The sequence below is a fragment of the Streptomyces sp. NPDC085460 genome (genome assembly GCF_044541975.1).
Classification (GTDB): Bacteria; Actinomycetota; Actinomycetes; order Streptomycetales; family Streptomycetaceae; genus Streptomyces.
The window spans coordinates 119,744-145,004 of the sequence record NZ_JBITTO010000014.1 but is presented as its reverse complement, the minus strand read 5'-3'; the positions used below and the strand labels follow the sequence as shown (position 1 = coordinate 145,004).

The 25,261-nt window shown below is 70.8% G+C and carries 29 protein-coding genes; 7 read left to right on the top strand and 22 right to left on the bottom strand.

Annotated features, from left to right (window positions below):
• Positions 1–59: 59 nt before the first annotated feature.
• Together ACIGHB_RS30280 and ACIGHB_RS30275 are read right to left on the bottom strand one after the other, a co-directional pair.
• The gene (locus ACIGHB_RS30280; protein ID WP_399917492.1) at positions 60–1,166 is read right to left on the bottom strand and encodes a ParB/RepB/Spo0J family partition protein; all 1,107 of its coding nucleotides are present in this window, start codon (positions 1,164–1,166) and stop codon (positions 60–62) included.
• Positions 1,166–1,900, bottom strand: a complete 735-nt coding sequence (locus ACIGHB_RS30275) for a ParA family protein (RefSeq protein ID WP_392017661.1) — start codon at positions 1,898–1,900, stop codon at positions 1,166–1,168. Before ACIGHB_RS30275 ends, ACIGHB_RS30280 begins: the two co-directional genes overlap by 1 nt.
• Positions 1,901–2,464: 564 nt before the next feature.
• Between ACIGHB_RS30275 and ACIGHB_RS30270 the strand changes: the two genes are divergently transcribed.
• Both ACIGHB_RS30270 and ACIGHB_RS30265 read left to right on the top strand, forming a co-directional pair.
• The gene (locus tag ACIGHB_RS30270) at positions 2,465–2,725 is read left to right on the top strand and encodes a DUF6193 family natural product biosynthesis protein (RefSeq protein WP_399917534.1); all 261 of its coding nucleotides are present in this window, start codon (positions 2,465–2,467) and stop codon (positions 2,723–2,725) included.
• 350 nt (positions 2,726–3,075) lie between these two features.
• Positions 3,076–3,885 (top strand): hypothetical protein, encoded by an 810-nt coding sequence (locus ACIGHB_RS30265; RefSeq protein WP_399917490.1) that lies wholly within the window; start codon positions 3,076–3,078, stop codon positions 3,883–3,885.
• 191 nt (positions 3,886–4,076) lie between these two features.
• Here ACIGHB_RS30265 and ACIGHB_RS30260 read toward each other — a convergent pair whose 3' ends face one another.
• The 6 genes from ACIGHB_RS30260 to ACIGHB_RS30235 all read right to left on the bottom strand — a co-directional run bounded on the left by ACIGHB_RS30260 (position 4,077) and on the right by ACIGHB_RS30235 (position 6,892).
• Positions 4,077–4,556 carry a hypothetical protein gene (locus ACIGHB_RS30260; protein ID WP_399917488.1) on the bottom strand — a complete coding sequence of 160 codons (480 nt, stop codon included), beginning with the start codon at positions 4,554–4,556 and terminating at the stop codon, positions 4,077–4,079.
• On the bottom strand, positions 4,556–4,750 hold the full coding sequence (locus ACIGHB_RS30255; RefSeq protein WP_399917486.1) for a hypothetical protein: 195 nt from the start codon (positions 4,748–4,750) through the stop codon (positions 4,556–4,558). The genes ACIGHB_RS30260 and ACIGHB_RS30255 overlap by 1 nt, the downstream gene beginning before the upstream one ends.
• Before the next feature lie 25 nt (positions 4,751–4,775).
• Complete coding sequence (locus ACIGHB_RS30250; RefSeq protein WP_399917483.1) at positions 4,776–5,033, bottom strand: hypothetical protein; 258 nt, start codon at positions 5,031–5,033, stop codon at positions 4,776–4,778.
• Entirely contained in the window at positions 5,030–5,482 is a 453-nt protein-coding gene (locus ACIGHB_RS30245; protein ID WP_399917481.1) for a hypothetical protein, read from the bottom strand. Before ACIGHB_RS30245 ends, ACIGHB_RS30250 begins: the two co-directional genes overlap by 4 nt.
• A complete protein-coding gene (locus tag ACIGHB_RS30240) occupies positions 5,479–5,868 on the bottom strand; it encodes a diguanylate cyclase domain-containing protein (RefSeq protein WP_399917532.1) in 390 nt (129 codons plus the stop codon). Before ACIGHB_RS30240 ends, ACIGHB_RS30245 begins: the two co-directional genes overlap by 4 nt.
• Before the next feature lie 394 nt (positions 5,869–6,262).
• Positions 6,263–6,892 carry a type III effector protein gene (locus ACIGHB_RS30235; RefSeq protein ID WP_399917479.1) on the bottom strand — a complete coding sequence of 210 codons (630 nt, stop codon included), beginning with the start codon at positions 6,890–6,892 and terminating at the stop codon, positions 6,263–6,265.
• Between the two features lie 126 nt (positions 6,893–7,018).
• Here ACIGHB_RS30235 and ACIGHB_RS30230 point away from each other — a divergent pair, with 126 nt between their 5' ends.
• From ACIGHB_RS30230 to ACIGHB_RS30210, 5 genes are all read left to right on the top strand, one after another.
• Complete coding sequence (locus ACIGHB_RS30230; protein WP_093659605.1) at positions 7,019–7,450, top strand: Hsp20/alpha crystallin family protein; 432 nt, start codon at positions 7,019–7,021, stop codon at positions 7,448–7,450.
• Between the two features lie 99 nt (positions 7,451–7,549).
• Entirely contained in the window at positions 7,550–7,945 is a 396-nt protein-coding gene (locus tag ACIGHB_RS30225; RefSeq protein WP_399917477.1) for a DUF2267 domain-containing protein, read from the top strand.
• Between the two features lie 59 nt (positions 7,946–8,004).
• Entirely contained in the window at positions 8,005–8,451 is a 447-nt protein-coding gene (locus ACIGHB_RS30220) for a DUF2267 domain-containing protein (RefSeq protein ID WP_399917475.1), read from the top strand.
• A gap of 549 nt (positions 8,452–9,000) precedes the next feature.
• Positions 9,001–9,243 (top strand): hypothetical protein, encoded by a 243-nt coding sequence (locus ACIGHB_RS30215; protein WP_399917473.1) that lies wholly within the window; start codon positions 9,001–9,003, stop codon positions 9,241–9,243.
• 644 nt (positions 9,244–9,887) lie between these two features.
• Positions 9,888–11,135: a helix-turn-helix domain-containing protein gene (locus tag ACIGHB_RS30210; RefSeq protein ID WP_399917471.1), complete on the top strand. Its 1,248-nt coding sequence runs from the start codon at positions 9,888–9,890 to the stop codon at positions 11,133–11,135.
• Between the two features lie 252 nt (positions 11,136–11,387).
• Here the strand turns inward: ACIGHB_RS30210 and ACIGHB_RS30205 are convergent, their stop codons facing one another.
• The 14 genes from ACIGHB_RS30205 to ACIGHB_RS30140 form a co-directional block, all read right to left on the bottom strand.
• Positions 11,388–12,080, bottom strand: a complete 693-nt coding sequence (locus ACIGHB_RS30205) for an HNH endonuclease family protein (protein ID WP_399917469.1) — start codon at positions 12,078–12,080, stop codon at positions 11,388–11,390.
• 208 nt (positions 12,081–12,288) lie between these two features.
• Entirely contained in the window at positions 12,289–13,395 is a 1,107-nt protein-coding gene (locus tag ACIGHB_RS30200) for a hypothetical protein (protein ID WP_399917467.1), read from the bottom strand.
• A gap of 97 nt (positions 13,396–13,492) precedes the next feature.
• Positions 13,493–13,885 (bottom strand): hypothetical protein, encoded by a 393-nt coding sequence (locus ACIGHB_RS30195; RefSeq protein WP_399917465.1) that lies wholly within the window; start codon positions 13,883–13,885, stop codon positions 13,493–13,495.
• A gap of 117 nt (positions 13,886–14,002) precedes the next feature.
• Positions 14,003–14,833 carry a hypothetical protein gene (locus ACIGHB_RS30190; protein WP_399917463.1) on the bottom strand — a complete coding sequence of 277 codons (831 nt, stop codon included), beginning with the start codon at positions 14,831–14,833 and terminating at the stop codon, positions 14,003–14,005.
• A 1,127-nt stretch (positions 14,834–15,960) separates the two neighbouring features.
• Positions 15,961–16,449, bottom strand: a complete 489-nt coding sequence (locus ACIGHB_RS30185; RefSeq protein ID WP_399917461.1) for an NUDIX domain-containing protein — start codon at positions 16,447–16,449, stop codon at positions 15,961–15,963.
• A 78-nt stretch (positions 16,450–16,527) separates the two neighbouring features.
• Positions 16,528–17,688, bottom strand: coding sequence for a UDP-N-acetylglucosamine--N-acetylmuramyl-(pentapeptide) pyrophosphoryl-undecaprenol N-acetylglucosamine transferase (locus ACIGHB_RS30180; RefSeq protein ID WP_399917459.1), 1,161 nt, complete (start codon positions 17,686–17,688; stop codon positions 16,528–16,530).
• Positions 17,689–17,730: 42 nt separating this feature from the next.
• Positions 17,731–18,444, bottom strand: coding sequence for an NTP transferase domain-containing protein (locus ACIGHB_RS30175; RefSeq protein WP_399917456.1), 714 nt, complete (start codon positions 18,442–18,444; stop codon positions 17,731–17,733).
• Positions 18,441–19,553, bottom strand: coding sequence for a DegT/DnrJ/EryC1/StrS family aminotransferase (locus tag ACIGHB_RS30170; protein ID WP_399917454.1), 1,113 nt, complete (start codon positions 19,551–19,553; stop codon positions 18,441–18,443). Before ACIGHB_RS30170 ends, ACIGHB_RS30175 begins: the two co-directional genes overlap by 4 nt.
• Complete coding sequence (locus tag ACIGHB_RS30165) at positions 19,550–20,281, bottom strand: WbqC family protein (RefSeq protein ID WP_399917452.1); 732 nt, start codon at positions 20,279–20,281, stop codon at positions 19,550–19,552. The genes ACIGHB_RS30170 and ACIGHB_RS30165 overlap by 4 nt, the downstream gene beginning before the upstream one ends.
• Positions 20,272–21,426: a UDP-galactopyranose mutase gene (locus ACIGHB_RS30160; RefSeq protein ID WP_399917450.1), complete on the bottom strand. Its 1,155-nt coding sequence runs from the start codon at positions 21,424–21,426 to the stop codon at positions 20,272–20,274. The genes ACIGHB_RS30165 and ACIGHB_RS30160 overlap by 10 nt, the downstream gene beginning before the upstream one ends.
• A complete protein-coding gene (locus ACIGHB_RS30155; RefSeq protein ID WP_399917448.1) occupies positions 21,426–22,598 on the bottom strand; it encodes an SPASM domain-containing protein in 1,173 nt (390 codons plus the stop codon). The genes ACIGHB_RS30160 and ACIGHB_RS30155 overlap by 1 nt, the downstream gene beginning before the upstream one ends.
• Positions 22,599–22,617: 19 nt before the next feature.
• Positions 22,618–23,829 carry a radical SAM protein gene (locus ACIGHB_RS30150; protein WP_399917446.1) on the bottom strand — a complete coding sequence of 404 codons (1,212 nt, stop codon included), beginning with the start codon at positions 23,827–23,829 and terminating at the stop codon, positions 22,618–22,620.
• 608 nt (positions 23,830–24,437) lie between these two features.
• Positions 24,438–24,611 (bottom strand): hypothetical protein, encoded by a 174-nt coding sequence (locus ACIGHB_RS30145; protein WP_399917444.1) that lies wholly within the window; start codon positions 24,609–24,611, stop codon positions 24,438–24,440.
• Positions 24,608–25,045: an ATP-binding protein gene (locus ACIGHB_RS30140; RefSeq protein ID WP_399917442.1), complete on the bottom strand. Its 438-nt coding sequence runs from the start codon at positions 25,043–25,045 to the stop codon at positions 24,608–24,610. Before ACIGHB_RS30140 ends, ACIGHB_RS30145 begins: the two co-directional genes overlap by 4 nt.
• Between the last annotated feature and the right edge of the window lie 216 nt (positions 25,046–25,261).

Sequence of the window (25,261 nt, the reverse complement as noted above, 5' to 3'; positions counted from 1 at the left end):
TTTCTGACTACGCGAAAGCCCCTGCTCTTGGCGGTGAAGAGCAGGGGCTTCTTGCTGACCTAGGCGTCTCGAAGGAGGCCGGTGGCGACCTGCTGGAGGATAGCTGCGAGAGAGGCGCGGGCCTGCGGTGAGAGATCTCCCCGCATGTCTGTGATGACGGCCTCAACTCCAGTGCTGCGACGGAAGTAGCGGAGGATGAACTCACTTCGCTGGACGGGGTCGAGCCGTTCGAAAGACATGTCCATGAGAGCCGCTCCGTCGTGCCATGGCACGACGGTCGCAGTGTCTTCGGGGCTGGTCTCGTACAGCCGCGGTTCGGGCACAACGAGGTTGGGGCGGGTCTGAACAGAGATGCCGGCGGCTGCAGTTTCCTCTGTGCTGCGGGCCTCGTTCAAAACCGGGTTTTGAACCGGCGAAGCCACCGGAGTGGCCACGCGCTTCCGCGGGGCCTTCGGTGCCTGGGCCTTGCGCAGCTCCTCGGCGGCAAGAGCCTTCTGCTGCTCAGGATCCTGGATCTTGGCGATCTTCTCGGCCGTCTTCACCTTGAGCTGCTTGGTGTCGACGGCGTCCTGGAGCTCGGGCGCCAGGTTGAGCAGAGCAAGGCGGTTGGAGACGTACATCTGCGACTTGCCGATACGCTCCGCGACCTTCTCCTGGGAGCCGTGGCGTTCGACCATGCGCTGCAGGAACTCGGCCTCCTTGTAGGGAGGAATGTTCTTGCGGTGGATGTTCTCGATGACGACGGCTTCGTCGAGCTTGTCGTCGTCTTCGTTGCCGAGGCGGTCGCGGACCCGGATTTCAAACTTCGTCCAGCCGAGCTGCTTGGCCGCGTGGAAGCGCCGGTTGCCGAGGATGACGACCCACTCCGCTTCACCGAGCGTGGAGTCGTGCTCAGGCTTGACGCGGAGGAACGCCTCACGGGACATGGCGACGGCCGGCTGGAGCTGTCCGACGGACTTCATCGACTCCTTGAGCTCGCGGAAGTCAGGGTCGTGGTCGGAGTAGTCGGCATCGGTGCGCGGGTTCTCCGGATTGCCGACCAGCATGTGCATGTAGACAGTGGTCGGCGGTGCTTCTGCCTTGGCCGGCTCTTCGGTGGAAGCTCGCTTGCTGCCCGGCTTGCCCGGACCGTCGAGAAGGTCGGCCCAGGGCTTCTTCGTCGCCATCAGCGGGTGCCCTTCTTGCCGGCGCCGAGCTCGAGGGCGAGCTGGTAGAAGTCCTCACGGGCTTCCATCGCGACCCGGTTCTTCTTGTACTGGGTGACGACGGTGCCTTCGAGGGCCGCCCGGGTGTGGACCTTGTAGTGGCGGACCACGGTGTTGGCCAGGTTCCAGCCTTGGGCCCGGATGAAGTCCTTGGTCTGGTCGAGGTCGGCTTCGCCGTCGCGCGGATCCCAGTTGTTGATGACGACGAGGTAGGGGATGCCGAGGGGCTTGACCACTTCCTCGATGGTGTCGCGGGTCGGCATGAACCCGAGGGGCTCGGGTTCGACGGGGACGATGATGTCGTCGGCGTTGGCCAGCACGGCGCGCATGGCGTCGGCGGCGGTGCTCTTGCCGAAGGGGTCGCCGGCTTCTTCCTTCTCGTCCTCGGGGAGGTCCATCCAGCCCGGGGTGTCGATGAAGGCGTGCTTGATCTTGCGGGACTTCTTCAGAGCGGAGAAGAGCTCCAGGTCGTCCTTGGAGTTGATCTGCTCGAAGGAGAAGGGAAGCTCCTGGCCGACTCGTTCCGACCACCAGGTGGTGGACCCCTGGGGGTCGGCGGAGACGGCTGCGACGTAGTGGGGGTCGCCCTCAGGGGCTGCGCCCAGAACGTGGGCGGTGATGGCCGCAGTGTTGACGGTGAGAGTCGACTTCCCGACCCCACCCTTGCGGTTGATGAGCGCGGTGATCCGTGCCATGGGTGGTACTCCTGATGCTCCGTATGCTTCCCAGCCGGACTGGCTGGTACTAGCGGACCGGGACAGGATGCCATGTATCGCCCTACCGGGAGGCACTGAGGGCAGTCGTGTTTCAAAACCGGGTTTTGAACGTCCTGTATCAGGGGTTCACCACTCCCCTGCGGATGTCCTTCAAAACCCGGTTTTGAAGATCACGCCCGGTTCCCCCAGCCGCACCGTCTGCACAGCCGTTGTCCCGTCTCAACGAACAGAGTCGGCAGCTGATTCGTCTCAACGAACCCAGTCGACGCAGGTCCTGGGGGCGGAGCTCCCAGCCCTGTCCGGTGAGCGACTGTCTCAGCGAAGCAAGTCGCCCCTGGTTAGCGGGGTGTCGTCGACTGGGTTCGTTGAGACAGGACAGCCGCCGGGGCAGAGCTGGTTGTCGCCGCCGAGCGCGGGCGCCATGATCACGGAATGCCTGAAGAGACGGTGGTCGAGAAAACCTGGCGCGGAATACTGGAAGGGCGCCCTGGGGCGCGGCGGGGAAATCCTGCTGTCATCGCGACCGCCTACGCCTAGCCTCGGCTGCGGGCCCTGTTCCCGTCTCCGAGCCACGGGGCGCTCACCTTCCACCGGAGCACGCAGTACCCGTGGAGCAACGACTTGCCGTCCATCGTGGGCGACGCGCAATGGTGCATCGTCTACGCGCCGATACGCGTGGGTGGCGTGCTGGGCCAGTCGCTTACACCGCAGGAGGCGGCTGCGTTGGTGGTGGCTCATCTGCCCGATGGCTGCGGGCCGGCCTTCGAAGGCCCTTGCCCTCAGCAGGACAACCCCATCGACTGAGCGGACTGAACAGCTACACGGCCGATCGAAGTTCGCGGAGACGGGTCGAAGACTTCGAAGAGGCGGGTCGTAGGTAGAGCTGTCCTGTCTCAACGAAGTCAGTCGTCCGCATGCCGCTGAACTGCGGGGACCGGATTGAGTGAGACGTGCGGACTCTGTTCGTTGAGACAGACCGCACGCCCCATGCCTGCCGGGTAGCCGGTGGGGCGAAGCCGGTGGAAGCGATGGCGGATGCGTAGAAGTGGGTGACAGCAGGGGCGAGGTCTGAGCCTCGGGCTCCTGCTGGCGTGCCTTGACCAGCCGGTTCGTGTGGCTGAAAGTAGGTCCCCTGATCGACTGGGGCGGGAAGCATGACACACGACGAATACGCCGACCGCTGCGAGGAGCTCTTCGCAGTGGGCGGGTTCACGGAGGCTCGGAAGCTGGCCGAATCCGGTCTGGGGGAACTCGGTCCCGATCCGGTGCTCTACCGGTGGCTCGGCCTCGCACACGCGGCGGAGGACGAGGACGACCACGATGCCGAGGCGGAGAATGCCTACGAGACCGGGCTGGCTCAGTGGCCGGACGACCTCGGACTGCTCGTCTCCTACCTGGAGCTGTGCCTGCGGGCCGACGGATGGACGTATCCCGGGCGAGCCGCTCGGGTGGACCGGCTCAAGAAGCAGATCGCGGAGCTGGCGCCTGCCGGGTCACCCGAGGCGGCACGGGTGGAGGCCGCGCTCGACTGGGCCGGGCGGGGCTACTGGCAGGACGTACGGGACAGGACGGTTGCCGCGCGGACCGATCGAGCCGCGCTGACGTCCCACAGCGCCGATGTCGCTGAAGCGCTGGAGCAGGGAGGCCAGGCGCCCGCCCATCCGGAAGACCTGCGGGCCGCCGAGGTCGCGGCCGCGCTGGAGCTGCTGGCCGGCCCGTGGCAGGCCCCACTCCGGCTCATGGTCCGCCACCGGGTGGCCGCGTACGTCATCACCTTTGTGCTGGTTCTCGCCACGAACAAGGCACTGGTGCTGAGCGGGACTGTTTCCTACAGCGTCTGGGGCTGGATCTGGTTCGCGCCCCTCCTGCTGGCCGACTCGAAGCTCAAGCAGGCCCGGCGGCTGGCCCGGCAGCGAGTGATCGCCGCGATGGAGGCCCGGCACGCCGAAGCCGCCGCGGGCTGAGTTCCCGCACGAATGCCGCAGACCCTCGTCCGCAGCCTCCCTCGGTTCGTTGAGACAGGACAGTAGCCGCTTCGTGGGAGGTTGGATCTCCCAACATCCTCCGCCTTCAAAACCCGGTTTTGAAACGCTCTCAGGATGGCGCTCTTGGGCGGTGTCGGTGACCGAGAGGGATTGGTCGGTGCGCGGGCCTATCAGGCGTCGGTGCCGTTCGCGCGCTCGTGGAGGTCGATGAGGCGGGTGATGGTGTCGGGGTCATCTGCCAGGCCGACCCACTGCCCGAGCGCGGTGAAGATGGGGACCTGGTCGCGGTCAGCGTCGAAGATGACGCAGTAGTCGCCGTACCGGTCGAGCACCATCTCCCGCAGGACCGGGATCGGTGCGGTGTCGAGGATCTCCAGGGCGTCAACAACGAGCAGGGCGGGGTCGTCGGGCGCCGACGGCCGGACCAGGGTGCCGGTCGTGCGCAGCAGGTCGCCGGGCTGGATCCGGTTCAGCAGCTCGTGGACGATCCTCGGGTCGCCGCCGGTGCAGGTGATGACCGTGTCGTGGATGTCCTCGTCGACGGCGTCGAGGTCGGTGGGGACGATCAGGTCGAAGATGGCGGTGTCGCGCGGGCTGGGGGAGGGGATCGCGTCGACCCAGCCGTCGACGGCGCAGTGCTTGGTGTCCATCAGCTGGCCTCCGTCAGGGTGCGAGGGGAGCGGGGTCGGGTGGTGCGCTGAGCGAGCACCAGGAGCTCGCGATTGCGCTGGCGCTGTGCGTCGGTGAGCGGGCGGGCCTGCGGGCCGCGGCGGTGCCACAGCGGCGAGGCCGGCGGCTCGGGGTAGGCGAGGGTGTGGTCGACGTCGCGTTCGGTGCTGCTCATGGGTGCCTCCGTCTGGAGGAGAAGTTCAGGCATGGTCCTTGCCCCTGCCGCCCTTGGGCGGGTCGGAGACGAACCGGGTCTCGCCGGGGTGCTCCGCGTTCCAGATCTCCGCGCACGTCTTGTGCACGGCCTCTCCGGCGTGGGACCTCAGGGGAGTGGACTTCCGGCACAGCACGCACCGCTCGGGCCAAGCGAAGTGCGCGCCGTCGCGCCAGTCCAGGAGCGGGACGGGCACGGCGGGCGGCTCGGGCGGTGCGGGTGCGGGTCGGCGGCGGGTGCTCACGGCCGCAGGTCGGGCAGCTGCTGGAGGATCTGGGCGACCAGGTCCTCGGTGGGCTTCCAGGGCCCGAGCTGCCCGCGTGGGGGGATCGGCAGGGTGAGCTCCTGGACGTCGGCGAGCTCCAGGTGCCACAGGCCGGGCTCCGCGAACTCGGTGCAGGGCGGGGAGCTGTCCGGGTCCTGGTGGCAGCCGGTCAGTCGAGCGACGCCGATCACCGCGCCGGTCGGCAGATCGCGGCCGCGGATCGTACGGGCGACCAGCGGCACGCGCAGGGCGGGCCGGTCGATCTGCAGGCCCGCGTGCAGCAGCACCAGGCCGCGCCAGGACCAGGGCTGCGGGCGGTTCTCGATCGTCTTGGCCCCGGCGACGATGGCGGAGGTCCACGGTTGCCTGACGCTGATGCCGCGGATCCAGTCGCCCGTCGACGGAAGGGTTCCGGTGTGGGTGCTCATGCCGCTCGCCCCCAGACTGCCGTGCCCGGCCGGCCTGCGCGGCGCCCGTTGACGGACGGCACGGAGGCATGCACGGCGGTCGCCAGGACCGCCCGGCCCGAGTGCTTGCCGTCGTACAGGGCAGCGTCGGCGGCCCGCTGAAGGAGCGACAGGTCCCGGCTGCCTACGGCGGTCGGGGTGGCGGCGCCGACCGAGGCGGCGGCGTCGACGGTGCGCCCGTCGTCGAGGACGACCGGGGTGTGCAGCATCCGGACCAGCTGCGCGAGGCGCTGCTCCCGGCGGTCGGCGGGCAGCTCCAGGGCGACGGCGAACTCGTCGCCTCCGAGCCGGCCGGCCGCGGCGTGCGGGCCCGCCCAGGCCGTCAGGCGGGCAGCGATCGACGCGATGACGGCGTCGCCAGCCGCGTGCCCGAGCCCATCGTCGATCTCCCTAAACCGGTCGGCGTCGGAAGCGCGCGGGTTCGCGGAATCCTGGAAGGGGCTGACGTCGAGCCCGACCGTCGATGAGGGGTGCGCTGTCTATTTGGTGCGGGTTCCGGCTGTCGCCGTCTGGCCGCGGGTGGCGATGAAAGACCAGGCGATGGAGACGGTGATGGTGGCCGCGATGACGCTCAAGGTGAGGGGGACCGCGAGGCCGTAGTGGAGGTTCGCCGTGGGCGCCTTCTACGAGCTGCGCAGCCGGCTCACCGGGGAGCAGGGCCGGTGTAGAAGGCGGCGGCCGGTCCCGGGGCGTACTGCCGCAGGGCCGGTCTCACGGGGCTGGCCCTGCGGTATGCGCGAGTCAGCTGGGTGGCTCGGCGGGTTCGGTGAGGGCGTCGATCTGGTCGGCGAGGCCGGGGTGCGTGGTCAGGTAGGGGCGGGTGGCGCGGAGGGGGTCGAGGAGCGACGCGGCGTCGTCGTCTGCGAGGGCCGTGTGGAGCCTGCCGAGCGGGCGGCGGGCCTCTGCTGGGAGGTCGGTGAGCGCGGTGATCTGGCCGGCGAGACGGCGCAGGTCGGCTGCATTGTGGCGGGCCCAGGTGGCGGTGGTGCGGTCGGCGGCGCGGGCCTGTCGGGTGGCCTGGACGCGTTGTTCGCCGGTGGTTCCGGCGGGGCCGGGGCGTCCGCGCAGGTAGCGGCGTTCGGCGGCCTGGCGGCTGGCGACGCCGAGGGGGTGGGCGAGGTCGGCCCAGCTGGCGCCTGCGTCGCGGGCGGTTTCGATCAGGCCGGTCTCCCATCCGGCGAGTTGTTCGCGTACCTGCCGCAGCAGCAGCAGGGAGGCCAGGGCCTGCTCCGGCCCCGGCTCGCTGGCGGGCGTGTCGGACGGCCTTTGCCGGGCGGCGTGCAGGGCGTCGTCTATGGCGTTAAGGGCCGCCGCGGCGGCGAGGAACGAGGCCGGACTTGCGCCGTCCGCGGGCTGTTCGGCTGCTGTCACGGGCACCTCCCTCGGTATGTCATCGCACCGACGACATCGTGTTTGTCATCCATTGGATGACATGTTACAACGGTTCAGTGAAGCGCATTGGCAGCAACTGCCTGAACCGCTGGAGGTGTTTTCACGATGTTGATGCGCACTGACCCCTTCCGTGAGCTGGACCGGCTGGCACAGCAGCTGATGGGCCCGGGCACCTGGTCGAAGCCGTCGGCGATGCCGATGGACGCCTACCGCGAGGGCGACGAGTACGTGGTTGCCTTCGACCTGCCCGGCGTCGCCGCAGACGCGATCGACATCGACGTCGAGCGGAACATGCTCACGGTCAAGGCCGAGCGGCGGCCGGTGGCGAAGGCCGACGACGTGCAGATGGAGCTGTCCGAGCGGCCGCTGGGCGTCTTCTCCCGCCAGATCGTGCTCGCCGACACCCTGGACACCGAGCACATCAAGGCCGACTACGACGCGGGCGTGCTGACCCTGCGCATCCCGATCGCCGAGCGTGCCAAGCCCCGCAAGATCTCCATCGGCGTCGGTTCGGGTCACAAGGAGATCTCCGGCTGACGCCGGCCGGACAGGTGCGGAGGACGGGCGCCTGATCTCCCCCTCACCCGCCCTCCGCACCCCGTGGGCAGTCCGAGTATGAAAGGGGTGGCGGCCGAGATGACTCTGCGACGCGAAGCGTTCCTCGACCACGTGAAGGAACGCGGCGAGTACGGCACGCCGGAGGAAGCCGAGCGCGCGGCCCGTGTGGTGCTCGCCCTCCTCGGCGCGCACCTGGTGGGCGAGGTCCGCGCCCAGCTCGCGGCACGCCTGCCGGAGGACTTCGCCCTGATCCTCCTCAACCCGCTGACCAGCGCCGAACCGCTGCCCCCGGAGCGGTTCGTCCGGGCGACCGCAGCCTGGATCGAGGGAGCCACCGAGCAGACCGCGACCTGGGACGTCAGTGCCGTGCTGTCTACGGCCGCCGACGCGGCCGGCGAGGACCTGCTGGGGCAGATCCTGCTCCAGCTCCCCGCCGGCTACGACCTGCTCTTCGGCCGCCCCCAGCCCACCTGACCAGCGGTGCCGCACACCGGCACCGCTCCACCCCGACTCCATGAAAGGCATGCACCGCAGTGATCACCGACGTGCGCGGACCGCTTGAACAGCAGCAGTCGCCGTACGGGACGGCGTACGAGCAGATGCTGGAGAAGGTCCGTTACGAAGGCGCCTACCCCACCCGTGAGAGAGCTGAGGAAGCCGTCCGCCTGGTCCTGGCAGGGCTGGGACGACAGCTGACCGGCGACGAGCGCGTCGACCTGGCCGCCTGCCTGCCCCTGGAGGCCGCACGTGCCCTCACCACGCAGATCCCCGACACGCAGCCGCTGACCGGATGGGCCTTCGTCAAAGACCTTGCCGCACGCTCCGGCGCCTCCCTGGCCACCACCCGGTGGGACACCGGTTCCGTCTTCGCGGCCGTCTCCGCCTACGCAGGCCCCGACCTGATCACCCGCATCCTGCACCAGCTCCCCACCGGCTGGGCCCTACTGTTCGGCCGATCGGAACTCACTCCGGCCGCGTAAGGGGCCGTGTCCTGCCAGCGCCAGGGACGGATCCGCCCGGCCGTGGTCCAGCGGGCCCGGTCCGGGCCGGCCCCGGGCCGCCAGCGGACAAGGCGTCCGCCGCAGCACGACGGCACCGGTCCGCACCCAGCAGGGAGAGGCCGCCGCAGCCCCGGCTGACAGCCGGGCTGCGGGTGGGGCCGGCCACGGTGAAGACGACGTTGCCCGGGACGGTCGGGTGTGGAGAGCCTTTGCCAGCGGCCTGGTTGCGGCGATCGGCCGGTCGACTTCCAGATCGTCGTGTGCACCGAGCATCTGGCGCGGTGCGACGTGCACTCGCTCGAAGCCATGACCCGTCAGAGCGGATACTGCGTCGAGTCGGAGGAGAACCCGGCCCTCCTGGCGGACCGGTATCGACTGAGACCTTCGAGAACCTTCCCACGCTGAACCGCCTCCCTCGACAGCGCGGCCAGCGGGGAAAGTGACGCAGGGCCTGTGCTCGCGAGAGGCGCAGCTGGCGGTTGGGCTGGTTCTCTGCCGGGCCCACAGCGGGGTCGCTACTCTCGACGCATGACCGAGTTGACGCTGTCCATTGAGGACCGCCTGGCGGACCAGGTGGTCGAGTCCGCTCGCCGGTACGGGCTGCCCGTCCAGGAGTATGTGGAGCGGGTGTTGCGCGCGGCCGAGATGCCAGGAGCGCCTGATCGTGAGGAGCGTGCGCTGGAGCTGGCGCGCGGGGCCTACAAGCAGTTCGTGGATGGCGGCCGGTCCGAGGACGGCGCAATGTCTATGGCGGAGGTCTTCGGTCCGTGACCGCGATGCCCGCACGGTTCGCGTCGTCCGTCGGTCAGACCATCCGCTCCCTGCCGGCGGCCGAGCGGGAAGAGCTCCAGCAGGCCATCGTCCGGGCCTGTGAGGACCCCTGGTACTGGCCGCAGGCCGACAAATACAAAATGGACGAATCCGTACGCGTCATCAGCACCCGCGCCGCGATCGTCCACTACGTGTTCTGCCCGGTCCCGATCCGCACCTGTGGATCTTCGCTATTGCCGTGTGACCTACGGCGTGCCTGCAGCGGGAGCGTGCCGGGCTCACACAGTGGCGGTGACGAGCAGGGTGCCGAGTGCGCTGGGGTAAGGGCGATCTCGCGGTCCCAGACTTCGGGTTTCACGAAGTCGCGCGGGTCGCGGTAGGTGGGGGTCTGCTGCCTGGTCGGTTCGGGGGCCGTCACGGTCATGGTCGTGCTCCTCTCGACGGGACTGAGCCAGCAGCGCCATGCGGCCGGCTGGAGCGTCCCCTGCGGGGTCGGCTGGCTGGCCGGGTGGCGTTCGACCATTGAAGGGGGCGGGAACACCACCGGAGAGGGGCCGGGCGGGGGTGCGTTGGGACCGGCGGGGTGCCACAGCGGGGGGCCGTTGGGTCTCACGCTCCGACGTCACGGCAAGGGGGCGGTCACGATGTTCCCGTACGGGATTGGCGCGTTACTGCGCACCCTCCGCGAGGATGCGGGTCTGACCCGCGAGGAACAGGCACTGCGGATGGAAGCGGCACAGTGCGGGCGGTTCTTCGACCCGGAGAACCTCAAGCGGTGGGAGACGGAGCGGCGGCTGCCGGCGTCGTTCTGGCACGAGACGATCGCCAGCGCCTACGGCATCACGCTGGTGGACGTGCGTTGGGCGGTGGCCGCTTCCCGGCGGCACCGGCGGGAGCAGAGCGAGGAGGGGACGAACGTGGACAGGCGGCGGTTCATCGGAGTGGTGGCGACGGCGGCGGGGCTGTCGGCTCTGCCCGGTACCGCGCAGGCCAGGGAAGGTATCGACGGTAGGCTGGCGGGCCGCGGGAGCGGGGATCTGGCGTATCTGGCGGCGGCGTTCGAGCGTCACCGGGGCGGCTACCGCGGCCGTGCCCCGGAGTCGGTGCTCGCCGAGATGCGCCAGGACCTCGACCTGTTGGGCGAAGTCCTGAACAGACCGCATCCCGCGCGGGACCGGGCGGAGCTGGCCCGTACGGCGGCCGGGATCGCCGGGCTGGTCGCCATCGTCCAGCACGACCGTGGCGACCAGGTCGACGCTCACCGATGGTTCGCCACCGCCGCCCGGGCCGCCCGGGAGTCGGGAGACCGGCGGATGACGGCCTGGGTCCTGGCCCGGCATGCGATGGTCCCGCTCAACTACGGCGCCGCCGGACAGGCGGCGCGCCTCGCCGAGCGTGCCCGCCGCGAGGCCGGTGACTCCCCGAGCGCGGCGGCAGCGTTGGCCACCGCCGTCTCGGCCCGTGCGCTCGCCGCTCTCGGCGACAAGGCCAACGCCCGCCAGGCCGTGGACGGCGTCCGCGACATGGTCGAGCGGCTGGATGGCCCCGACGTCGCCGATACGTGGTTCGGTTACCCCGGGCAGAAGCACCACGTCCATCTGTCGCAGGCGTACCTGCTCCTTGACGACACCCGGGCTGCGTACCGGGCGCAGGATGCCGCGCTTGCCCTGACGGACTCTCCGTCCGTGATGACCCGGGCACTGCTTGCCCTCGATACCGCTGCCTGTCTGAACGCCGACGGCGACCCGGCCGCAGCGGCCGAGATGGCGGGCGGGGTGCTCGACCGGCTCCCCGCCGGCTACCGGCTGGGGCTCGTCCGCTCTCGGGCCGAAGACCTCCACCGGCGGCTCACCGGCCGACCGCGCGACCACCTCGGTCAGGCCCTGGCGTAGCGCGCGGACCGGGTTCGCTCTGGCTGTCTTCGTGACCTGCGCGCCACCGCAGGCCGGTCCGTACAGCGATCCAGACGCCAAGCCGTCAGGGTGAAACGTAGCGTCTGGCGGCCCATCAGAACCTGCGCCGGGTTCCTGGCGCCCGTACGGTCGCGGTGGGACGGCGTACAGGACCGCCGCCCCGCCCCGGCCGGCGCCGGCCCCCCGAATCCCCCCGAGCGGGGGACCGGCGCGCGGCAGGTGTACGGGGAGCTACGGTGCCGGGGTGTAGTGCACGACGGTGGTCTCGCACGCCTCCGCGTACACCTTCAGCGCGTCGGCTTCCGCCTGGTCTGCCGACAGGCCCCAGCGCAGCTTCGTGGCGGTCCACTCCCCCACGTAGCGGCAGTGGACATCGGGCAGCGGCGGCATCCACTCCGCGGGGTCGCGGTCGGCCTTCGCCTGGTTGACGCGGTCGGTGACCGCGACGAGCGAGGTGGCGGCGTCCTGGTCGTTCGCGTACGCCTCCCTGCGCGCCGGGGTCCAGGCGCTCGCACCGGAGTCCCACGATTCCGCCAGGGGAACGACGTGGTCAATGTCGACATCGGCGGTGTCCGTCAGGGTTCGGCCGTCGTAGTAGCTGAACCACTTGCCTCCCGTGAGCTTGCAGCGCTCGCCGACCAGTGGAGACTCGATCGCCTCGGAGAGCAGGACCTCGTTACGGGTGTGGCAACCGTCAGTGGCGTTCAGCCCCTTGTTCCAGTGCTTGAAGGCGTCCCTGGTGTATCCGGTGCGGTCCTCGATCGCGACCGGGAGCTGGTCGACGGCGTCGGCGAGCGGCAGGACCGTCGCGGCCACCGCCGGCGCGGCTGCGGCGGGCTGGGCGGCCAGGGCCGGGGTGGTGACGGTGAGAGGGGTGAGGGCGAGGAGGAGTACGGCGCTGCGGCGCGCGAGGTTCTTGATCACGTGCGCAGAGCCTGCCCTACCGCGGCTTGGAACGTGTGGAAGGGGGCGGGCGCGGTCCGTCATCCGGGTGGTGGATTCACCGGCGAAACGATCAATCGGCCCGGCCGGTTGACGTCCGCTCAATGCGTGATGCCCCTCCTCGCGCGGCTGGGGCGAGGAGGGGCATCTGGGGCAGGTGCGCGGAGTCCGGACCGTCCGGGTCAGGGGGTCAGGTGGCCATGCGGGCAGTGGCGGCCTTGAGGGTGAGTGCGTTCTCGGCGGCGTCGTGTCCCATCACGAGCCCCTGGTGGTTCAGGGCGTCGAGGTGTGCCCGGAGGGTGGTGGAGTCGGCGGGGTCGGGCAGCAGGCCGAAGATGTCGGGGTAGCGGTCCTCCGTCGCGGCGGTGAAGAAGTCGGCGTCCTGGACGCCGCGGGTGCCGTCCGTGAGTCGGGCCGGGGCGCCGGGGCTGATCTGCGGGAAGAGGATCCCGGTGACGTGGCCCTGGGTGGCGAGCGGCATGGAGAGCCAGCTCGTGAGCTGGTCGGGCCAGAACTGGGGCTTGAGCTCCTTGCCGGATGCCTTCCACAGCGGGGTGCGACGGCCTTCGAGGAGGGCGTCGGTGACGGTCTGGTGCTGGGTGGGGTGCATCTGCTCGCCGGAGGCGAGGCGGGTGCGGACGGTGTCGTACAGGTCGAGGGCGTCGAGGAGTCCGAAGCCGAAGGCGGCGGCCGACGGCCACGGCAGGACCCGCACGATCCCGTCGTCGTCCACGCGGGCGAAGACGCGGTCGTTGGCGAGGAGCCGCCATCCTGCGCGGGCCAGGGTGATGGCGGTGGTGGTCTTGCCGGCGCCCTTGTCGCCGAGCGTGAGGATCGTGGAGCCCTCGGAGTCGGTCACGGCGGAGGCGTGGAGGATGGCCCAGCCGTCGGCGAGGAGCCGGGCGCGTACGAGCTCGCGGGCCAGGCGTGCTGCGGCTGCGGCGAGGGTGGTCTCGTCGGTGCCGACGATCCGCAGCACCTTCCACTCGGCGTCCCAGCGGTAGGCCAGCGCGCGGTCTTCCTGGACGGCGGTGACCATGTCGCCGTCGCGGGTGACGAGGAGGGTGCTGCCGGCGTACTCGATCGTCTCGGGGTCGCTGTTCTCGACGACGTCGGCCAGGGCGAGGAGTTCGGTCTCGTCGGTGTCGGCGGAGACGGTGGGGCCGTCGAGGTCGGTGGTCGGCTCGGCGGTCCACCATCCGCCGAGGTAGCGGGTGGCCCAGTCGGGGACGGTGTCGGTCGTGCTGGTGACCGTGACGGACTGGCCGTCGGCGGTGATGATGCGTACTGCGCTCATGCGGTCAGATCTCCTGCGTGAGTCGGGTGTATGCGTGGTGGAGCTTCTACGCGGCCGCGTCCCGCTGGGCGGTCTCGGAGTCGTCGAGCGGGGGTGGTCACGGCGTCGGGGATCCGGCGGTGTACCGGACGGGCATGCCGAGCCAGACGCCCGCCTCCTGGCGTACGGACACCTCGGTCACGCTGCTGGTGATGCCGAGGGTGTGGGTGAGGGCGTGCATGACGGCGCCGGCGGGTCCGAGGCGGGTGGGGCCGATGCCCTGGCTGATCCGGCGGGGCCGGGCGGCGAGTTCGTCGCGCACCTGCTGGAGCGGGACGGTGGCGGGCCGGCCGTGGACGGTGGTGGTGGAGGCGCAGATGACGGCGGCGTCGCCGTGTTCGCCGATCACGTGTCCTTGTACCGCGTTGACCGGGACGCCGAGGTGGCGGGCGAGGGTGAGACGGTAGCGGGCGGTGTCGGTGGCGGTGCCGGTCCCCACGACCCGCTGCATCTGCTGATCCGCCGCTACTCAGTGGTGTGATCCGGATCAGGAAAGGGACGAAGAGCCGATGCCCCCTGCCCCACCTCCATGAGGCTCCGGGCCCCACTGCGGGGCCCGGAGTGGGGATCAGACCGCGGATTCGATTCGCTCGTCGAGGACGAGAGTGTGGCCCGGTGCGCTTGCCGAGGCCGCCTCCAGGCTGTCCAGCCAGTCGCTGAAGCGCGTGTGCAGCGGTCCGCAGGCGCGGCGGCTCGGATCGACGTCCGTGAGTGCCTTGTAGATGTTCCGGCCGTAGGCCCCCTCCCAGAGGCTCTCCAGGATGGCCACCAGATTGGCACCCGAGACTTCGACGGTCTGCATCCCGTTCGTGTGTTTGGTGATGCGGCCGGGCACCAGGTTGGGGTCCTTGATGAACCCCACCTTCCCCTTGGGCCCGGTGATCCCGGTCTGTTCCGAGCCCTGCGAGACGCTCGTTAGCCACTCCGGGGACCATGTGCCGAAGGTCCTGCGCGCGAGGAATGTCCAGGTGTCCTCGTGGCAGTTCAGCGACACGTAGGACACCGTGGCGGCCTTCCTGAGGACTTGCAGATGGTGCTTGTACAGGAACTTGTACGTCTCTTCCTGCTGCGCGGCTTCCTCTGCCTTCTTCTGGCTTTCCGCGGCCTGCCTCTCCCGAGCAGCGGCTTCCTTCTCACGAGCCGTGTTCCGGTCCTCCTCCCTCCAGCGCTTCTCTTGCTCCCACTTCTCCCCGGCGATCGCTCGCTTCTGCTCTTGGTTCGCCTTCCACTGCTCCAGCAGAATCTTCAGCATCCGCTTCCCTCCCACTACCTGGTGTAGATCAATCCTCCCGCTGAGTAGCTGGGCCAGGGGGGCATTCCACGAAAACACCGCCGCATCCGGACTGTCCCGCTGCCCGCCGGTGGTGTCGGCCTGGGCCTGGACCAGCTCGGTGAACATGTCGATTGACGGCTGGGCAGCTCGCCTGGCAGCAGTTCTCCTTGCGAGCCGTTCACGCGTACCCGGCGGGGGCGCGGGGGAGTTGGACGGTGCGCCCTCCGAGCCGGGCCCCGGGGACGTCATGGCTGATTCCCCGGGGCCCGTGGCGTGACCGAAGATGTCGGGTCCGGAACGGAGGCGACAGCAGTTGGTCCCTGGACCGCACCGTACAAAGGGCGGGGCGACGCAGCTCGGTACGGGGCCGGGGCGGAGCGGGCACTTCGGTCCGTATGGCGCGCCGGCGCACGCGATCCCGAAGAGATGGAGGTCGAGATCCTGGTTGTTGCCGATGTCCCCGGCAGCAGCTCACGGAGGAGCGGCTGCGGCAGGCGCTGGACGCCGCCGGGCTGGATTCCGTCAGCATCGCTACCCGCGTGGTCGGCGATCAGGCCGAGGCCGTACGGTCCAGGTTCATCGACCCCCGACGATACTGATCGACGGTCACGACCTGTTCGCCGAAACCGGTGCAGTCCCGTCGCTCGTCTGCCGGATCTACCGCACCTCCGACGGCCCGGCCGGAGCACCCGGCGTCGACCAGCTCCGCCGGGCCCTCGACGCGGCTGCTGACGCGGGATAGCGCCGATGCTGCCGGTTCACCAGGGAAGAACGAGGTCTTGGCCGGATGGAGAGGGCGCGGGCTCGCAGTCCTTTGAGCAGAACTGCGGCGGAACGCGCAGGATGGGCGGCGTGCCGTGAAGGTCTCCAGGTCTCCCCCACACGCCGAACACGAGCTGCTTCCTCCCGGAGTCAGCGTGCCTCATTCTCCGCAATGCGACGGAGCCGGATCCGTTCGCGGTCGAGCCCCTACCGCATGTCCACAGCCCGGTCCTCGCCCATGAAGACCTCATCGACCATCTCCGGATCCTCGAAGCACGCGTGCAGCAGGGATGAGATGACGAGCTCGAACGCGCCGTGGGCGACAACCGCCCTGATGAGGGCATCGGCCTACGGGGCGACACCGAGGCGGGCCGGGTCTTGGTCGAGTTCGTCATGCCGGGCGTAGCCCCAATCGACAGCCATCCATTCGAGGGATTCCACGCCGCAGTCGGTGAGGTGCTCGGAGCACCTCACGATGGAGGAGTTGTCCGTCAGCAGTCGTCGCCGCTGGCGAGGAGCTTGACGATGCCGGTCTTGCGGGCCTCAAGAGCGGCGTGCATCCGGGTGGCGGCAGACGGCAGGAGGAGTTCGTCGGCTTCGTCGGTGCGGGCCCAGCGGTACGCCGCGAGTTCGTTGTCGTCGGGCAGCTCGACCGGGGTGTCGACGGGGACGGTGCCGGCGTCGAACACGAGGTTGATGGCGGGGGCGTCGAGGCGTTCGCCGGGCGGGGACCAGGTGACGACGAGGATGCCGTGCATCGGCCGGTCGAGGCGGGTCTCCTCCTTCAGCTCCCGGCGGGCGCAGGTTTCGGGGTCCTCGCCCTGGTCGACGGTGCCGCCGGGGAACTGCCAGGCGTCGCGGTACTGGGGCTTGACGATGAGGACGCGGTCGAGTTCGTCGGTGACGAGGACCGCGGTGCCGGTGTAAGCGCGGGTGAGGGTGGCGAGCCACTCCTCGCGCGGGAGGAACTTCGTGGGCATGTCGGCCTTTCGGCTTAACGCTCGTGGCCCCTGCGGGAACCCGCAGGGGCCACGTTCACGGCTGGGTCTGCCGTGAGGCTAGCGCGTCGACCGTAGGGCTGTCGTAACGACGAGGTCAGCGAGGCGTTGCGCGGCGTCGGGCTGGCCTGCGGCGCGGGCCGAGCGGGCCATGCTCTCTCGGCGGGCGGGATCTTTCAGGAGCGGGAGCAGTGCGTCGCGCAGTCCGTCGGGGGTGGCGGTGGCGTGGTCGAGGCAGAGGGCGGCGCCGGCGGTCTGGAGGGTCTGGGCGTTGCGGAGCTGTTCCTGGCCGGCGGTGGGGATGAGGGGGATGAGGATGGACGGTTTGCCGATGGCGGTGAGTTCGGCGAGGGTTCCGGCGCCGGATCGGGAGATGGCGATGTCGGTGGCGGCGAGGATGTCGGCCAGGCCGTCGCTGACGTAGGGGACGAGCCGGTAGCGCCGTGCGTGCTCGGGGGCGAGGCCGGCGGTCTTCTGCTTGAGCTGCTCGTAGTTGGCCGCGCCGCACTGGTGGAGGATCTGGCAGTGCGGCAGCAGGTAAGGGAGGTTGTCGGTGATCAGCCGGTTGATCTGGACGGAGCCCTGCGCGCCGCCGGTGACGTAGACGAGCGGGGTGTCCGGGTCGAGGTGGTGGGCGCGGTGCGCGGCGGCTGGGTCGCCGTCGAAGAGGGCGGGGCGTACGGGGTTGCCGGTGACGACGGCGCGGTGCCGGGCCGCAGGCGGCAGGGCGTCGAGCGAGGTGGCGTGGCTGAGGGCGATGGCGGTGGCGCCGCGGGCGAGGATGCGGTTGGCCAGGCCGAGGGTGGTGATCTGCTCGTGCATGACGAGCGGGGCGCCGGCGAGGCGGGCGGCCAGGCCGAGGGGGACGGCGACGTAGCCGCCGGTGGACAGGACGACGTGGGGGCGGAAGCGGCGGAGCTCGGCGACGGCTTGGCCGAGGCCGGCGGGGACCTTGGCCAGGTCGACGGTCGTGTGGGCGAGGGCCTTGGGGTTGAGGGAGCGTCGGACCTTGCCGGTGGCGATGGTGCGAAAGCGGATGCCGTTGTCGGCGGCGACGCGGGCTTCGAGGCCGGTGGGGGTGCCGTACCAGGTGACGTCGAGGTCGGTGTCGCGCGCGGCGAGGGTGGCGCGGATGGTGTTGATGGTGGTGAGGGCGGGGTAGGTGTGGCCGCCGGTCCCGCCGCCGGTCACGGCCAGGCGGATCGTCGTGGTGTGGGTCACCGCGGGTGCTCCTTGTCGTCGTCGGGGCGGGGACCGGGGTGGTCAGGCCGCCGTGGTGGTGTCGCCGAGCAGGGCGCGCGCCCGGATCAGGCTGGCGGGGTCCTTGATGGCCTCCCAGAAGGGGAGAACGACGGCGGTGCCGGGGGTGTTCGTGGCGAGCGCCATGTTGACGGCGGTCTCGTAGTCGCCGAAGGCGATGGTGTCGCGCCGGATGCGGCAGATGAGGTCGTGGCCGGCGAGGTGGTGGACCCAGATGTTGACCAGGCGGCCGGGCGGGCAGCCGCCGGGCGGGCGCTCGATGATGCCCTCGAGGTCGGTGGTGCCGGGGCGGAAGCCGAGCATGCCGCCGACGAAGGTACGCTCGAGGACGGCGCTGGCGATGCTGATGCCGTGCTGGGGCAGGGCCTTGGCGACGAGGGTGTAGGCGTCGTCGGGGACGATGTCGGTGATGCCGCAGACGAAGGCGCTCGTGCAGTCGGCGGGCAGCAGGCGCAGGCCGGTCGCGGCGGCGGCGTGGGCGTCGGGGCCGTCCTGGAGGACGACCTGGAACGGGGTGCCGTCGGCGACCTGGGCGGCGTGGTCGGCCACGGCGGCCTGGTTGCTGGCGTTGGTGACGATGATGAACTGGCGGGTGCCGGCGGCGCGGGCCTGGCGCATGTGCCGCTGCAGGAGGGTCTCGCCGGCGAGGACGAGGGTGGGCTTGTCGCGGCCCAGGCGGGTGCCGTGGCCGGCGGCAAGCAGTATGGCGGTGGTCATGAGGATGCTCCTTCGCTGAGGATGCCGAGCAGGACCTTGGTGACGCGGGTGGTGTCGTCCCGGCTGATGCCGGTGTGGAAGGGCAGGCAGAGGGTGCGGCGCAGCAGCGCGCGCAGGCCGGGCAGGCTCACGGCGTCGTACGGGGCGAGGGCGGGGTAGTCGGTCCAGGGGCGGGCGAACATGACGGCGGTGCCGATCTGTTCGCGGGCGAGCGCGTCTTGGACGGTGAGAGCGTCGTGGCAGTCGCCGAGGTCGACGCAGAACCGGCTCCAGGTGCTCCGTGGGCGCCGGCCGGGCGGCAGGAGGGCGGGGCGCTCGGCGAGCAGGGTGGTGGCGTAGGCGTCCGCGACCCGGGCGAGGGCAGTGGCGGTGGTGGTGCGGGCCTGGAACTGGTGGGTGGCCAGGAGCGCGTCGGTCTCGGAGAGGGTGCGGTTGCGCAGCAGGGTGTCGCCGAGTTCCCAGAGGTGTTCGACGCCGCTGTGCTTGCGGCGGTCGCGGATCTCCTGGGCCAGGGCTGTGTTCGCGGTGACGACGGCGCCGCCGGCGGTGGAGGAGATCGGCTTGGTGGGGGCGAACGACCAGGTCGAGGCGTCGCCCCAGGTGCCGGGCCCGGCCGGGTCGGTGGGCAGGACGTAGGCGCAGTCCTCGATCACGGTGACGCCGCGCTGCCACAGGGCGGCGATCGTGGTCTCGGCGTAGTCGGCGACGATGCCGCCGTGGTGGATCCAGATCACGATGCCGGAGCTGGGCACCTTCTCGGCGGCCGCGGCGCTCGGGGCGAGGGTGGTGGGGTCGACGTCCATGGGGATGGGGGTGAAGCCGAGGCGGGCGGCCAGGGCCGGGATCGCCTGGAAGGCGTGTGCCGGCACGTGGACTGCGCGGCCCGGCTCGCGCAGCGTTTCGAGGACGAGTTCGAGGGCGTCCATGCCGGAGCCGACCGCGATCGCCCGCCGGGCGAAGAACCCGGCGAGTTCCATCTCCAGGCGGCTGGTGTGGACGCTGTCGCGGAGCAGGCCGCTGGCGACGGTGTGGGTCAGCTGCTGGGCGAGGTCGGCGGATTGGGCGGGGCTGCCGATGGGGGGCCGCCACAGCGGCGTCCAGCCGTTCACGCGGCGACCGCCGGGGCCGGGGCGCGGCGGGCGGCGCGGAGGGCGGACAGGGCGTCGGGGCCGAGGTTCGCGATCAGGTCCAGGGCGCTGAGGTTGTCGAGCGTGCCCTGCGCGGGGTGCTGCTGGGGGTAGGCGGGAGGCTGGTAGTTCTGCCACCGGACGGTGATGCCGGCTTCCTCGAAGAGGGGGGTGTCGAGGTAGCGGGTGCGCGATCCGTCGCCGGCGAGGTACGTCGTGGCGCCGACCTCGCGGCACAGTTCGACCAGGCGGGCCGTCTTCGCGGCGCGGGCCGGGCGGAGGCGGGAGGAGCGGATGGTGGGGGTGCGGATGTCGAGAATGCGGGCGAGCTCGGTGGAGCAGGCGAGGTTGAGGTCCGCCAGTGTCGGCCACGTGCCCGGGGCGTAGAGCAGGTGGAGCAGGTCGTCGCAGAGGTCCAGGTGCGGGGCGCGGGCGTACGCCTGCTCGATCGTGGCCCGGTGCTTGGTCTGCCACGCCAGGGTGTAGTCGAGCCGGGCCGCGGTGAGCCGCTCCTGCCGGCCGGTGTGGACGACGGGGGCGGTCAGCATGCGGCGCCCGTCGTGGGTCTTGATCCAGTTCCGGTTCTGCCAGCCGCCCCGGGTGAAGGCCGCGTCGTCGAGCCAGATGAACAGGTCCGCCTGGTCGAGCTTGTCCAGCAGACCGGGGTACGGCAGGTAGTGCGGCTGGTGGATGGCCACGGTCAGGGCCATGCGGGACTCCTCTCGATGGTCTTCGCCAGCCGGGCGGCCAGGGCCAGCGCGGCGGCGATCGTGGTGCCCATGTCGTCGTGGAACGTCGTGCCGCGGCCGGCGAACAGGAAGCCGTCGGCGTGGTGGGCGCGGGCCCGGTAGGCGTCGGCGAGGGCCGCGTTGTCGGGGGTGCGCAGGACGAAGTCGATGGCGTTGGGGCCGTCGCCGTGGTGCTCGTAGCCGACGAGGACCTTCTCGGTGGGGTTGGCCGGCTGGCCGGGCAGGTGCTCGGGGGTGTGGGTGCGGTAGTACGGGACGCCGGGGCCCGGGTAGGTGGCGGTGGCGGTGGCCGGGGCGGTGCGCCGGTCGGTCAGGCGCCAGTCGACGCAGATCCGGCCGCGCGCGAGCGTGCCGAGGTCGTGGTCGAACCAGGCGTCGATCGGCGTGGTGACGATGCAGGCGTGGGTGTACGGCGGCAGGTCGCGGACGGATGCCGCGTGGCGCCGCAGGACGGTGATGTCGCGGGTGTCGACGAGCCGGCTGAAGAAGTCTCCCCAGCCGCTGGCGGGGAAGCCCTGCCAGCGGGCCGCGGACCGGAGGCCGGCGGTGGGCGTGAAGCGGATCCCGAACCGGTCGGTGAACACTCCGGGCGCGAGCTGGTCCGGGCTGGTGCCCCACTGCTTGGTGATGTGCCCGCGGACGAACGTCTCGTACAGGCGCGGACCGAGCGCGGCGAGCGCCGCCTCCTCGGCGTTGGCCGGGGCGCGGCCGGTGCGGTGCGGGGCGGCGTCCCGCTCGACGAGGGCGCGGGCCGCCTCCGGGGTGAGGGTGGCGTCGCCGTAGCCCAGCCGGATGGCCTCCAGCCCGAGCGGCAGCGGCACCAGCCGGCCGTCGATGTCGGCGTACGCCCGGCGCTGGTGGCTGATCATCCGGGCCCGGCCGGCCACGTACGTCCACACGTTCGGGTCGCTGGTCGCCAGGATGTGCGTGCCGTACGGGTTGTAGTGGATGTCGGTGTACGGGCAGACGGTCGAGGCGCACAGGCCGCCGAGCTGATCGGTGGATTCGAGGACCATGACCCAGGCGCCGGGCAGCAGGCTGGTGAGCCGGTCTGCTGCCACGAGCCCGAACAGGCCGGCGCCGACGATGACGACGTCGGGCCGCATCACAGGAACCATGCGTGCTGGTTCTCGAACTCCTGCTCGCCGGGCGCGGTGAGGTCGCCCGTCTGCCAGGCGTCGATCGCCCGGGTCTGGTGGATGTGGCGGCAGCCCATCCGGTAGCAGCCCGACAGGGCCATGTTGGAGATGAGGCGGCGGGCGACCTGCTGGTGCCGCTCGCTGCCCCAGATGTCCTCAAGGTTGTTCTCCCGCAGGTCGCCGATGAGGTACTCGCTGCGCCCCCACTGCGGGCCGCAGGCGTATACCTCGCCGTTGGCAAGCACCCAGCAGTTGAACCCGGCGGCCACCGTCCAGCACCAGCGGTGCGCGCCGTCGGCTCCCTTCGCGTGTTCGCCCAGGATGTGCCCGGCCTGCTCGCGCCAGGCCGGCAGGCCGCGCTCGTCGGCGAGGCGGAGCAGCTGCTCGCGGAACTCCTCGCGCTGGGCGGTGTCGAGGACGAACGGCTCGCCGGTCTTCTCGTAGTCGTCGACGAGGCGGATGTGAATGTTGTCGAAGCCGACGCTGTCGGCCCAGTCGTAGATCCGCTCGAGCCACCGGTAGTTCGTGGCGTTGATCAGGACCTTGGCGTTGACCTTCGGTGTGGTCAGGCCGGCGGCGTCCCGGGTGGCGATGATCGCGCGGGCCGCGGTCTCCATCGCGGTGTGCGAACGGGTGTGGGCAACCTGCTCGTAGGTGTCGTCGTCGTAGGCGAAGACGGCGACCTCGATGAACGTCATCCGCCGAAGGACGTCCGGGCGGGCGAGCGGCATCCCCTTGATCAGGTTCGACGCCATGCCGGCCCGGGTGGTGGCCAGCGGCAGGCGGGCGATGTAGTCGGCGATCTTCCCGCCGCGCCACTGGGTGGGCTCTCCCCCGCCGCAGTACTGCACGCCTCGCACGCCCATGCTGATGATCGAGTCGTGGAGGCGGTCCATCATCTCGACCGGCATCGAGGCGAAGCCGTACTCGGCGTTGCGGTTCTTCGCGTAGCAGTGGTCGCACTTGGTGTTGCAGGCGAACGTCGCGTACATCTCCAGCGACCACGGCGCGCTGCGGATCTTGACGCCGCGCTCCAGCGGGCCGGGCAGGAACGTGGCCCGGGCGGCGTGCAGGGCCTTGGTCGCGGAGGAGTACGGGCTGGGCTGGGCGGTGGTGGTGATCTGCTCGAACTCGGGCATGGTCGGCCTCCCGCGAGGTCTAGAAGAAGGAGCCGTGCGGCGGGACGAACTCGGTGGCGAACTCCAGGAGCTGGTTCTGGTCGTGGTGCACGCAGAACGGGCAGTCCTTCAGCCGCAGCTCGGCCAGGACCCGGCGGCGCTGCTCGCCGCGCCAGATCTCGGCGAAGGTGTTCTCGTAGATGTTGCCGATGACGCCGGCGATCCCGTCGCCGGCGTCGGTGCGGGTCCGCTTCTGCGCGCACAGGAAGACGTTCCCGTCGGCGCCGATGACCGGCTTGAACTGCTGCCAGTGGCAGCGGGTGTAGCCGCGGACCTGGTGGACGGCGTTGTCGAAGATCCGCTTCACGATGTGGACGTCGAAGGTGTCGTCGTCCAGGTCGAGCGCCTCGCCGAGGCCGGCCAGGATCTTCTCGTGGAGGTCGGGCTCGATCGCGACGCCGGAGTACGACTTGTACTGGATGTAGTCGGCGCCCGCGTCCTTGACGAGCCGGCCGCACGCGACGAGGTCGTGGACGTTGTCGTCGTTGATGAAGTAGCCGGTGCCCACGGTGCACGGACCGTCCGCGGCGGCGAGCGCGCGGAGGTTCGCGACGATGCGGTGGTGGTCGTCGTTGCCGTGGAGTCGGGCGTGGAGCGCGGGGTCGGCGGCGTCGAAGCTGAACCGCACGTAGGTGGCGGCCTGCTTCAGCCGCTCGCCCAGCTCGGGGAAGACGCGGGCGCCGTTGGTGACCAGGCCGACGGACATGCCGTGGCCGGCCGAGCGCTCGATCGCGTCCACGGTCGCGGGGTGGGTCATCGGCTCGCCGCCGCCGACGTACAGCGCGGAGGTGACGCCGAGGCCGGCGAGTTCGTCGACCAGGTCGAGCAGCCGGGCGGTGTCCATGCGCTCGCTGCGGCCCTTGGAGTGCAGCGTGGAGTAGATGCAGAAGGTGCAGTGGTGGTTGCAGGAGTTCGCCGGGTCGATCTCCACGCTCGTCGGGAACGGGTCCTCCCCCGCGGCGTACGCGCGGATCGTGTCCTGCTGCTGGAGCAGCCGCAGCGGCTCGAACAGGTAGCGGAACCGGTGCCGGCGCTCGATCTCGGCGTACCGGTAGCCCAGCTCCTCGGCCCGGGTACGGGCGCCGGAGGTGAGGACCGCGACGTCCTCGTTGATGGTCGGCTTCGTCACGATCGGCAGCTGGCGCCGGGGACGGTGGGTGGGCGGGGCGGTGCTGTCGGGTGTGGCCGTCACGGTCGGTTTCCCCTCGTTGGGATGGATCTGGTTGACCTGAGGTGCGGCGGTGCGGGTGCGGCCAGCAGGAAGCCGGATGGCTCTGCCGACGCGCCCGGCGGGGAGGGTGCCCCTTCCGGCTGCTCGGCCTGTCCAGGGTTTTCAGCAGGAAGGGGCGGGCCCGGCCTGGCGCTGGTTGCGCGGGGAGGCCAGGTTGGGAACTGACCGCTGGCCACGCGGGCTCGAAACGGGTCATCCGCGTGGTCACCGGGTTTTCAGGGCGCGGGGCTGGCCCGGGGACCGCAGCGGCAGGCGTGTCCGGGGGAACCGCGCTCCGGAAGGGCGGGGTGAGGTGCAGGGACCGCCGTGGCGTCGGCCGACCCGGGCGGGTGCGCCGCGGTCGGCTGCTCTTCGGCGAGGCCCTGGAAAACTGGCGGCGAGCGCAGCGTGCACTGGAGTGAGTTCACCGACGCTGATCCAGCCGGTCAGTGCCAGGCTGATGGTGTTCGCCGCGATCATGACGAGACCAGCCATGCCTTCTCCGACTTCGGTGCGGGCATGCCGGAGCCACCGGGAGGCGCGGGGCGTGTGGTGGACGGGGTCGTGTAACCCGCCCCCTCCCTCGCCGCTCACGGGCTCACCGCCGACGGGTCGTCCCGGCTTTCGGATCCCTCGGTGGTCGTGAAGAACGCGCCAACCAGGTCGGCCAGGTCCTCCAGCACGTCGTCGAGCCGGGATGCGGCCCACTGGTCGTGCAGGTCCGGCGTGGCGGGCTCGGCACGCTCGCGACGCGGGACAGTCACGGCTGCACCTTCTTGGTGTCGAGCTCGCACCAGATCCGCTTGCCGGTGGAGACGCGCTCGATGTCCCACCGGTCGGCCAGGGTGGCGACGAGGAACAGGCCGCGGCCGGACTCCTCGTCACCACTCGGGCAGGCCGGCAAGGACATCTCGGCCCGGTCGGTGTCCAGCACCATGATGCGGACGGCGGTCTCGCTGGTACGGATGACCACCACTCCGACGGTGCGGGAGTCCGTGTGGACGACGGCGTTGGTGACCAGCTCGGAGACCAGGAGCTCGGCCGTGTCGGCCAACTGCTCCAAGCCCCAGGTGTTCAGAGCGAGCGCGACTCCCCTCCGGGCCTTGCCGGGCGCCGTGTCGCGGGCCAGGTAGTTGGAGCGGTAGCTGGGCAGGCCAACGGCTGCGGATACGGCCGCGTCGGCCATCGCGCCGATCACCGGTTGGCCTCTCGGTGGAGCAAGGTGCGCCGTATCGACGGGGCGGAGAACAACTCCACGTACAGGGCGCAGGTGGCGGGGGACCAGCGGGCGACGGGTCCGTGCGCAGCGGCGAACGCGCGTCCGGGACGGGCCCTGTCGGAGGAGGGAGGAGTGGTTGTGCTCTGGCTCGTCGTCATGTCGGCCTCGGCGTCGTGAGGTTCTGGGACTCGGAAG

What these genes read in the sequence shown, in the direction of transcription:
- ACIGHB_RS30225 (WP_399917477.1), top strand. Translation starts at nt 7,550, where the DNA reads ATGACTCTGCGACGCGAAGCGTTCCTCGACCACGTGAAGGAACGCGGC.
- ACIGHB_RS30210 (WP_399917471.1), top strand. Translation starts at nt 9,888, where the DNA reads ATGTTCCCGTACGGGATTGGCGCGTTACTGCGCACCCTCCGCGAGGAT.
- ACIGHB_RS30255 (WP_399917486.1), bottom strand. Translation starts at nt 4,750, where the DNA reads ATGAGCAGCACCGAACGCGACGTCGACCACACCCTCGCCTACCCCGAG.
- ACIGHB_RS30275 (WP_392017661.1), bottom strand. Translation starts at nt 1,900, where the DNA reads ATGGCACGGATCACCGCGCTCATCAACCGCAAGGGTGGGGTCGGGAAG.
- ACIGHB_RS30245 (WP_399917481.1), bottom strand. Translation starts at nt 5,482, where the DNA reads ATGAGCACCCACACCGGAACCCTTCCGTCGACGGGCGACTGGATCCGC.
- ACIGHB_RS30280 (WP_399917492.1), bottom strand. Translation starts at nt 1,166, where the DNA reads ATGGCGACGAAGAAGCCCTGGGCCGACCTTCTCGACGGTCCGGGCAAG.
- ACIGHB_RS30160 (WP_399917450.1), bottom strand. Translation starts at nt 21,426, where the DNA reads ATGCGGCCCGACGTCGTCATCGTCGGCGCCGGCCTGTTCGGGCTCGTG.
- ACIGHB_RS30200 (WP_399917467.1), bottom strand. Translation starts at nt 13,395, where the DNA reads ATGAGCGCAGTACGCATCATCACCGCCGACGGCCAGTCCGTCACGGTC.
- ACIGHB_RS30265 (WP_399917490.1), top strand. Translation starts at nt 3,076, where the DNA reads ATGACACACGACGAATACGCCGACCGCTGCGAGGAGCTCTTCGCAGTG.
- ACIGHB_RS30260 (WP_399917488.1), bottom strand. Translation starts at nt 4,556, where the DNA reads ATGGACACCAAGCACTGCGCCGTCGACGGCTGGGTCGACGCGATCCCC.
- ACIGHB_RS30165 (WP_399917452.1), bottom strand. Translation starts at nt 20,281, where the DNA reads ATGGCCCTGACCGTGGCCATCCACCAGCCGCACTACCTGCCGTACCCC.
- ACIGHB_RS30185 (WP_399917461.1), bottom strand. Translation starts at nt 16,449, where the DNA reads ATGCCCACGAAGTTCCTCCCGCGCGAGGAGTGGCTCGCCACCCTCACC.
- ACIGHB_RS30195 (WP_399917465.1), bottom strand. Translation starts at nt 13,885, where the DNA reads ATGCAGCGGGTCGTGGGGACCGGCACCGCCACCGACACCGCCCGCTAC.
- ACIGHB_RS30175 (WP_399917456.1), bottom strand. Translation starts at nt 18,444, where the DNA reads ATGACCACCGCCATACTGCTTGCCGCCGGCCACGGCACCCGCCTGGGC.
- ACIGHB_RS30215 (WP_399917473.1), top strand. Translation starts at nt 9,001, where the DNA reads ATGACCGAGTTGACGCTGTCCATTGAGGACCGCCTGGCGGACCAGGTG.
- ACIGHB_RS30190 (WP_399917463.1), bottom strand. Translation starts at nt 14,833, where the DNA reads ATGTTCACCGAGCTGGTCCAGGCCCAGGCCGACACCACCGGCGGGCAG.
- ACIGHB_RS30155 (WP_399917448.1), bottom strand. Translation starts at nt 22,598, where the DNA reads ATGCCCGAGTTCGAGCAGATCACCACCACCGCCCAGCCCAGCCCGTAC.
- ACIGHB_RS30230 (WP_093659605.1), top strand. Translation starts at nt 7,019, where the DNA reads ATGTTGATGCGCACTGACCCCTTCCGTGAGCTGGACCGGCTGGCACAG.